Source organism: Limnofasciculus baicalensis BBK-W-15, assembly GCF_024178385.1.
GTDB lineage: Bacteria > Cyanobacteriota > Cyanobacteriia > Cyanobacteriales > Coleofasciculaceae > Limnofasciculus > Limnofasciculus baicalensis.
The window spans coordinates 1-8495 of the sequence record NZ_JAMZMM010000267.1 but is presented as its reverse complement, the minus strand read 5'-3'; the positions used below and the strand labels follow the sequence as shown (position 1 = coordinate 8495).

Below are 8495 nucleotides of genomic sequence, written 5' to 3'. Positions count from 1 at the left end.
GGTTTAGCCCTGAATGATAAACTACAAACTACTAATTACCGTATCTATGGTTGTGGGGATTTGGTGGGTGGGGGTTATGGAGCTAATATTGCTCAGTATCAAGCTAGTATTGCTTTGAAAAATGCTTTGTTTGCACCACTGTTTAAGGTTAATTATCGTGGGATTCCTCGGACAGTTTTTACTCAACCTCAGTTAGCGCGGGTGGGTTTGACAGAAGAGGAAGCTAGACAGGATTATGGAAAAAATGTTTGGGTGGTGCGACAATATTTTAAAACTCTGGATAAAGGACAAATATTGGGAGAAACCACTGGATTTTGTAAATTTGTCATCCGTCAGAATGGGGAAATTTTAGGAGCATCGATTGTGGGCGTAGAGGCGAGTGAGTTGATTGGTGCGATCGCCCTCTCTATTCAGCATAAGATTAAGGTGGGAGATATTGCCGATTTACCGCAAGTCTCTCCCACATTTGCCGAGATTCTCCAAAAAACGGCGCTGGAATGGCGGCGGCAAAGGTTGCGGCGTAATCAGACTTTACAAAACTTACTGGAAGGCTTTTTTAACTGGCGGCGCGGTTGGTCGAAATAAGCTTTTGATAAAATTAAACGTAGGGTGGGCAATGTCCATCAAAGTCTGTAACTTAAGGAATGATGGAGATTATGGACATTGCCCACCCTACACCCTGGCGGCGCTGGAAGCCTTTTTTAACTGGCGGCGCAATTGGTCAAAATAAAATTGTGCTAATGTAATCAGGTCAAGTCAAAATTCCCTATTCCCTACTCCCCACTCCCCACTCCCCACTCCCTATTAATTGAGAAAAATGATAGAAACGGCTGAGGCAACCAAATTCCAATACAACCCGCGATACAAGCCCAATCAGCTAATTTGTGGGCATGGGCAAACCGGAGTAATTGCGGGTTGGACAGTTAAAAGTGCGATCGCAAAAAGGTTACAATCTCATGAATTTGCTGTCATCGGACAATTATACAGCCCAACAAGGGGAATTAGTTTCCTGATTCGGAATCTCTTGGCTAATCCTCATGTCCGATTTTTGGTTATTCTCAATGGCACTAAGGAAGATAGAAATGCTGGTGGATGTGAATGTTTGCTAGATTTCTTTCGCCATGGCTTTTCAGAAGGAAAGAGCGATACTGGGCGTGAGTGTTGGTTAATTAATTCTCCTATTCCTGGTTATATTGATATTGAAATTAATGCCGCTTCTTTAGATAAGTTGAGGCAATCAGTGGAGTGGTGCGAAGTAAAATCCATTACTGAGGTGGTGGAGAAAGTAAAGAGTTATGGACTAAAAAATACTGTTAAACCTTGGGGCGAGAGCCTTATCTTTCCTCAGACAGAAGTAATACCAACAGTATTGCCGGGAACGCGCTATGGACATCGAATTGAGGGGAAAACAATTGCCGAAACTTGGGTAAAGATAATTCATCGGATTAAGACAACTGGCACAATTCGACCAACTGGTTATGATGGACAATGGCAAGAATTAATCGATTTGATGGCAGTTGTCACTGATGAGCCGTCGGGGTTCTATTTTCCAGAGCCGAATTATTTACCTTGCGACTCCACTTTTATTGAGGAATATATTCACCAAATTATTGATGATGCGCCTATCCTCGAAGGAGTAAAATATACTTATGGCCAACGTCTACGCTCTTGGTTTGGCAAAGATCAAATTGAACAAGTAATTCATAAATTAATTAGTGAAATAGATGCAGCCAGTGCTGTCATGTCTTTGTGGGATGTAAAAGATCATGAAAAAGGAGGAAGTCCTTGTTTAAATCACTTATGGTTAAGAGTGGTGGATAATGAGTTATCTTTGACAGCCACTATTCGTAGTAACGATATGTATATGGCTTGGCCTTCAAATGCCATGGGGTTAAGAGCATTACAGCAATATATTCGAGATGAAATTGCTAAACGTTCCGATTATAACCTCAAAATAGGACCGCTAATTACAGTTAGCCAAAGCGCTCATTTATACGATGATACCTGGGAAAATGCCGACCAACTCATCAAAAAGCAGTATGCTAAACTATGTCAGAAACGAGATTTTTACGATCCATCTGGTAACTTCTTAATTGAGATTGAAGGAAACGAGATTGTCATTAAACAAACAACACCAGGTAGTGGAGAAGTAGTTGCTTGTTATAGTGGAAAAGAGCCATTAAAACTTGTCAGAGAAATTGCCGCAGCTTCCCCAGGAATTCATCCCGAACATATAGGTTATTTGGGGATAGAATTACAGAAAGCGGCAGAATCTCTCAAAACTGGTAATCCTTACCTACAGGATAGTAAATAATGCCTTTTGAACAACCAAGACCAACATGGGATGAATATTTTCTCATGTTAGCAAAACTAGCCGCCACTCGCTCGAGTTGTCTAGCCTTTCCTGTCGGTGCAGTCATTGTGAAAAACAAGCAGGTTTTGGCAACAGGTTACAATGGTCCACCTACAGGCGCAGCTCATTGTACAGATCAAGGATACTGCTATCCAGGTCTCAGTAGCTGCGATGCTAGTAAGATTATGCCATCCCGCGCTGTCCATGCCGAGGCAAACGCGATCGCACAGGCGGCCAAGCATGGTATATTAACTGATGGCTCCAGTATTTACGTCACCTTAGAACCCTGTCTATCCTGTCTAAAGTTGATTATTTCTGCTGGAATTAAAGAAGTATTTTATGAAACTTCTTTTAATAGTGGTGAAAGTTTACTGATTAGAGATTCTTTTGTTAAGGATGGCTTAGTTACCCTAAAGGAAATTCATTTATCGGAAATAACAGCCCAAAGAGCAACCACATTTTTGCTCAAACCTACTTCTGTTGCTAAAGATAATAGGGTGCGTTAGCAAAGCATAACGCACCCTACAGATAGATGCTTGAGGTAAGTCCTTTTGATATAGAGCAATTTTCAGGTATGTGAGGTATATAGAAACCCGGTTTCTTTGAGAAACCGGGTTTCTGTGGTGTACTTCATCAACCTGCAATCTGATATAATTTGTCTTTGTCCGTCATCAGGGTTATAAGGTGAGTCGCTGAAAACCCCGTGTCTTTAGACCGGGGATGTAGGCGAAGCCCCCCGGAGGGTAAGCGCTTTGCAGGATTTATCCTGCCTAGTCACGCTGTTGTGCAATGTATCTTTTTACCGTTTCCGTTAATACTATATCGTATACATATATCGCAAACAAGAAAGGGGGCACTGTTGTTAGTTCTGGAGTACAAAGTTAAAGCCAAAGCGCATCAATACAAGGCTATTGATGAAGCCATTCTTACCGTGCAATTCATACGCAATAAATGCTTACGGTATTGGATAGATTCACCAAAAGAAGCCAAAATAGACCGTTTTGCTTTGAACAAGTATTCCACAGTACTACGTGACGAGTTCCCGTTTGTTAAAGAACTCAATTCAATGGCTGTCCAGGCATCTGCGGAAAGAGGATGGCTAGCTATTTCTCGGTTTTATGACAATTGCAAATCTAAGAAACCTGGTAAAAAGGGTTTCCCTAGATTTCAGAAAGATAACCGTTCCGTTGAGTATAAAACATCAGGTTGGGCATTACATCCAACCAGGCGACGGATTAATTTTAGTGACAAGAAAAGCATTGGTGAGCTTAAACTTTTGGGTAAATGGGATATCCATACTTACCCTGTTAAAAGGATAAAGCGAGTCAGGTTAGTCCGTCGTGCGGATGGTTACTATTGCCAGTTTGCGGTTGATGTTGAGTGTATTGATATTCAACCAAAAACAGGCAATGAAATAGGGCTGGACGTGGGATTGGAATCGTTTTACACGGACTCAAATGGTCACCAAGAACCCAATCCTAAGTTTTTGAGAAAAGCTGAACCTAACATTAAACACGCTCAACGTCAAATCTACAAAAAGCAAAAAGGGTCTAGCAATCGCCGTAAAGTAAGGATCAAGTATTCCAAAAAGCATTTAAGAGTAAGTAGGCAACGTACCGAACACGCTAAAGGATTGGCGCGTCACGTTTGCAAGTCTAACGACTTAGTAGCCTATGAAGACTTAAGAGTTAGCAATATGCTCAAAAATCACTGTTTAGCTAAGTCTATTTCTGATGCTAGTTGGTATCAGTTTAGAAAGTGGTTAGAGCATTTTGCTAAAAAGTTTGGAAAACTAGCTATTGCTGTTCCACCACACTACACATCACAAGAATGCAGTCAATGCAAACGAGTAGTTAAAAAATCTTTGTCTACTCGTACCCATGTTTGTCAATGTGGCTGTATTTTGCACCGGGACTGGAATGCGGCTATCAATATTTTGCGTAAAGCAAAATCTACCTTGGGGCACAAGGAAAGTAAAGCTAAGGGAGTTGGGGCCTCTACGCAACAGGAGTGCAAACCTGGTAGAGCAAGTTCTGACGTTGAACTTAGAATCCCCGTGTATGCGAGACCGGGGAGTGTCAAAAAATACTAGTTTAATCTCACATTCGATGCTCTAACGTCTAAATCTATGGCTTCTACATATTCATTTGATGTTGTCAGTGACTTTGACAGACAAGAATTGGTTAACGCAGTGGACCAAACTATCCGCGATATCAGTAGTCGTTACGACTTGAAAGATACGAAAACGACAGTTGAGTTGGGCGATGAAGCGATTACGGTGAATACCGATAGCGAATTTACCCTAGAGGGAGTACATGACATCCTTCGTACAAAAGCAGCAAAGCGCAACCTATCGCAGAAAATCTTCGACTACGGGAAAATCGAATCCGCTGGCGGGAATAGGGTGCGCCAAGAAATTAAGCTCAAAAAAGGGATTGAGCAAGAAATTGGCAAAAAAATCACCAAGATAATTCGAGATGAATTTAAGAAGGTACAAGCTTCTATTCAAGGTGATTCTGTCAGAATTTCAAGTAAATCTAAAGACGACTTGCAAGTTATTATTGAGCGATTGAAGCAGGAAGATTTCCCTGTTGCTTTGCAATTTACCAATTATCGGTAATTGGGGGAGTGGGTTTTTTGGAGTGGGGAGTGGGGATTAGCGATTGCCCATTCCCCATTCCCCATTCCCAATCCAATTAAAAACTTGACATCACTTCCCGTGCTGCGGCTAAAGTACGATCTATATCCTCATCGGTATGCGCCAGAGAAGTAAATCCTGCCTCAAACTGAGAAGGTGCAAGATAAATTCCCCGCTCTAACATCCCGCGATGGAATCGGCTAAATTTGGCTAAGTCAGCTTTTTTGGCATCCTCATAATTATGGACGGGACCACCTGTAAAAAACATACCAAACATAGCACTAATATAACCACCGCAAGCGGCATTACCTGTTTCCTTGGCAATGGCTAATAAACCCTCAGAAAGTTTCTTGGTAATACGCTCTAAGTATTCGTAAGTACCGGGTTTTTGCAATAACTCCATTGTCTTAATCCCGGCTGTCATCGCGAGGGGATTTCCAGATAAAGTTCCCGCTTGGTACATTGGACCTGCTGGAGCTACTAATGACATAATATCTTTACGTCCACCATAAGCGCCTACAGGTAAGCCACCACCAATCACTTTACCTAAAGTAGTTAAATCTGGTGTTACGCCAAATTTTTCCTGTGCCCCACCGTAAGCAATGCGGAAGCCCGTCATCACTTCATCAAATACTAGCAGGGCATTATATTCTTTGGTGAGTAACCGTAACCCTTCCAGGAATCCAGCATCAGGGGTAATAAAGCCTGCATTCCCCACTACGGGTTCTAATATTACTCCAGAAATATCATTAGGATTGGCTTCAAAGAGGGCTTTAACTCCTTCCAAATCGTTATAAGTAGCAGTTAAAGTATTAACAGTAGCAGACTTAGGTACACCTGGGGAATCAGGTAAACCGAGGGTAGCCACCCCAGAGCCAGCTTGTACTAGGAGCATATCCGCGTGCCCGTGGTAGCAGCCAGAGAATTTGATAATCTTGTCCCTACCCGTAAAGGCACGCATCAGGCGAATCACCGCCATGCAAGCTTCAGTACCGGAATTGACAAACCGTACCATTTCGATAGAGGGAACAGCATCAATCACCATCGATGCTAATACATTTTCCAATGCCGAGGGTGCGCCAAAGCTAGTGCCTTTTTCCAATGCCTCGTGGAGGGCAGCAATCACATCCGGATGGGCATGTCCGCAAATTGCAGGTCCCCAAGTACCCACATAATCAATATACTGGTTGCCATCGACATCCCAGATGTAAGCACCCTTCACTCTGTCAAATACAATGGGTTGTCCACCCACAGATTTGAATGCCCGCACTGGGGAGCTAACTCCACCCGGCATCAGCTTCTGGGCGGCGGTAAAAATTTCTTCAGATTTAGTGGTTGTAAAGGAAGTGGTTGTAACCAAGATTTTCTCCTTAACTTAAAGGATAGTATGTTCGTTTTAGGATACAGGGGCTGGGGCTTTCTCGCTAGGGGGGGTAGGCGGAAGGGTAGGGCTGTTTCATTCTCGGTTGAGAAATTGGATTGTTTGGGGGCAGGGGGCAGGGAAGAAGGAGAAGAGGAGGATTTTTAGTAATAATTAATGCCTAATTTTCTTTTATTAGAATTTAGGACATGAAAATCTCTCCCCGTCGGCTTTCCAGGTTGAGCAAATTTTGAGAATGAAACAGCCCTGCCTTGTCAAAGGGGGGAGCAAGAATACAACCTGCATTTCTTCCTTTCTCGGGATGCTCCCAATCTTCCTTTACTTACGAAGGGGCAGGGCGAAGTATTCCGAGACAAAACATTGGGTTTACCCGATAAGTTATCGCCCGGATGCTAGGCTAACGCCAAGCTTCGCTAACGCCTCTAAATTTATTTGTAAACTAAACTTCCGCCCATGAGAGAAAGTTTCGCTTAACTATCTCTCTGATACTGTCCACCAAGCTAAACCATAAGATTGGGATTCCTCATTCACCTTATCGCGATACTCCACCCGAATCTTATAACGCCCCCCTTTTTTGACTGGACAGAAAATATGTTCCACACTATCCACCTCACTCACAGAAGCACAGACACTTTTATCGCTATCCTTCTCATCAACTGGTATCAGATAAAGGTCTAAATTATTCAAACCGCGATCGCGGAATTTCTCTCCTATATCATACATCTTATTGCTATTGGCATCTTCCAATTCCACAACCCTATCCCAGGCTAACGTCAGGGAGACAAAACTACCAGCTTTCAATGGTTTTTCTAACACATAATCTTGAACAGAAGAGTCATCTACGCTACGATAATCCCAGCCAATCGGTGGTACTGCACCCGTTGGACTCCACTGCCCTGGACTAAATTGTTGATACCCACGAAAAACATTAAGATGTCCCATCCCCATCTGAATATCTAGGGGAATTTTTGGCTCTTTGTAAGCATCAGAATCTAGCCAAGTACTATTATCCTTACCCAAAATAGTGCGACTCATTCCCAAATACAAACCATCACCATTATCTTTAATTTTGTCTGCGGAGTTAAGTAATACCGCTTTCATCACTTGGTGACGGCGGGAGTCGAGACTCCAATTCGGCTGTTTGGACTTCAATTGGCGATCGCCAAATTCCTGAAGTACTGCCACCGATGCGGTAATATGAGGTGCAGCAAAACTAGTCCCGCTCACCTCACTAATTTTACCATCCAGCTCGTACACCGATACTTTACCACCAGGAGCCACTAAATTAATAGAGCGGCGCTCACCTGCATTAATTTCTTTTCGGATTAAACGCCTGCCAATTCCATCCGGTTGGGCACTAATATTAGGAAAATCTACCTTAGTAAAAACCCCATTCCTTCTAGTGCTGAAAGCAGTAGTCATGCCATTATAATGATCTGTAGGAATAGGAATTCCACCATCTCCTTGATTCCCAGCAATTACATATAAAACATCGTGATTCCTCGATGACCAATCTATACATTGAGTCAGAAGAGCATTACCATCTAAAATCGCCCCTTCTCTACCATCCCGTTGCAGAGATTCGCCAAAACTAAAGTTAATTGCTCGCACATCTCCCCCATTTTGCTGGGCGATATACTGACTAGAAACACATTCTTCAGCTTGTCCGCTATTTTCTGGTGAGCCAACCGCTGAAGAATAGAGCCTTGCTCCTGGTGCAACTCCCGGTAAAGTTTTGTCACGACTTACCATTACCCCAGCCACCATTCCCGCATGGGAATCTACATCAGTATCCACTACAGCGGGTTGATCGCGATAGAATACTCGTTCGATTGCGATCGCAGGCCGCCATGATACCGCTTTATCCAATCCAAAAAATCCCGGTCTACCAATTTCCACTTGCCCAATCGCAATTTTCCGACCAATTAAATTATAAGGAGCAGCATGGAGTCGCAGGACATCAACTCCCGTCTCTCCGACAGAAGATGAAGATGTTGGTGAAGCCATGAGTGGAGTTGTGATGCTAGATATCGCCACACCCCAAATTATCCATCCCAGTTTTTTCATAATTTGTTGTTTGTTGTTTGTTGTTTGTTGTTTGTTGTTTGTTGTTTGTTGTTTGT

The 8495-nt window shown here is 42.9% G+C and carries 7 protein-coding genes; 5 read left to right on the top strand and 2 right to left on the bottom strand.

The features are described from left to right. The 5 genes from NJ959_RS21290 to NJ959_RS21270 form a co-directional block, all read left to right on the top strand. On the top strand, nucleotides 1-585 hold a 585-nt coding region (locus NJ959_RS21290), incomplete at its 5' end, for an oxidoreductase dimerization domain-containing protein (protein ID WP_507237492.1). Between the two features lie 232 nt (nucleotides 586-817). After that, entirely contained in the window at nucleotides 818-2314 is a 1497-nt protein-coding gene (locus NJ959_RS21285; protein ID WP_254013749.1) for a thymidylate synthase, read from the top strand. Next, nucleotides 2314-2859, top strand: coding sequence for a deoxycytidylate deaminase (locus tag NJ959_RS21280; RefSeq protein ID WP_254013748.1), 546 nt, complete (start codon nucleotides 2314-2316; stop codon nucleotides 2857-2859). The genes NJ959_RS21285 and NJ959_RS21280 overlap by 1 nt, the downstream gene beginning before the upstream one ends. A gap of 353 nt (nucleotides 2860-3212) precedes the next feature. After that, a complete protein-coding gene (locus tag NJ959_RS21275) occupies nucleotides 3213-4445 on the top strand; it encodes an RNA-guided endonuclease InsQ/TnpB family protein (protein WP_309242679.1) in 1233 nt (410 codons plus the stop codon). 36 nt (nucleotides 4446-4481) lie between these two features. After that, nucleotides 4482-4973, top strand: coding sequence for a YajQ family cyclic di-GMP-binding protein (locus NJ959_RS21270; RefSeq protein WP_254013747.1), 492 nt, complete (start codon nucleotides 4482-4484; stop codon nucleotides 4971-4973). Between the two features lie 76 nt (nucleotides 4974-5049). Here NJ959_RS21270 and hemL read toward each other — a convergent pair whose 3' ends face one another. Beyond that, a complete protein-coding gene (gene hemL, locus NJ959_RS21265) occupies nucleotides 5050-6351 on the bottom strand; it encodes a glutamate-1-semialdehyde 2,1-aminomutase (protein WP_254013746.1) in 1302 nt (433 codons plus the stop codon). A 495-nt stretch (nucleotides 6352-6846) separates the two neighbouring features. Beyond that, the gene (locus NJ959_RS21260) at nucleotides 6847-8442 is read right to left on the bottom strand and encodes a S8 family serine peptidase (RefSeq protein ID WP_373693690.1); all 1596 of its coding nucleotides are present in this window, start codon (nucleotides 8440-8442) and stop codon (nucleotides 6847-6849) included. Nucleotides 8443-8495 lie beyond the last annotated feature (53 nt).

Excerpts from the sequence above, each read along its gene's own strand:
- NJ959_RS21285 (WP_254013749.1), top strand. The coding sequence starts at position 818 with ATGATAGAAACGGCTGAGGCAACCAAATTCCAATACAACCCGCGATAC.
- NJ959_RS21280 (WP_254013748.1), top strand. The coding sequence starts at position 2,314 with ATGCCTTTTGAACAACCAAGACCAACATGGGATGAATATTTTCTCATG.
- NJ959_RS21270 (WP_254013747.1), top strand. The coding sequence starts at position 4,482 with ATGGCTTCTACATATTCATTTGATGTTGTCAGTGACTTTGACAGACAA.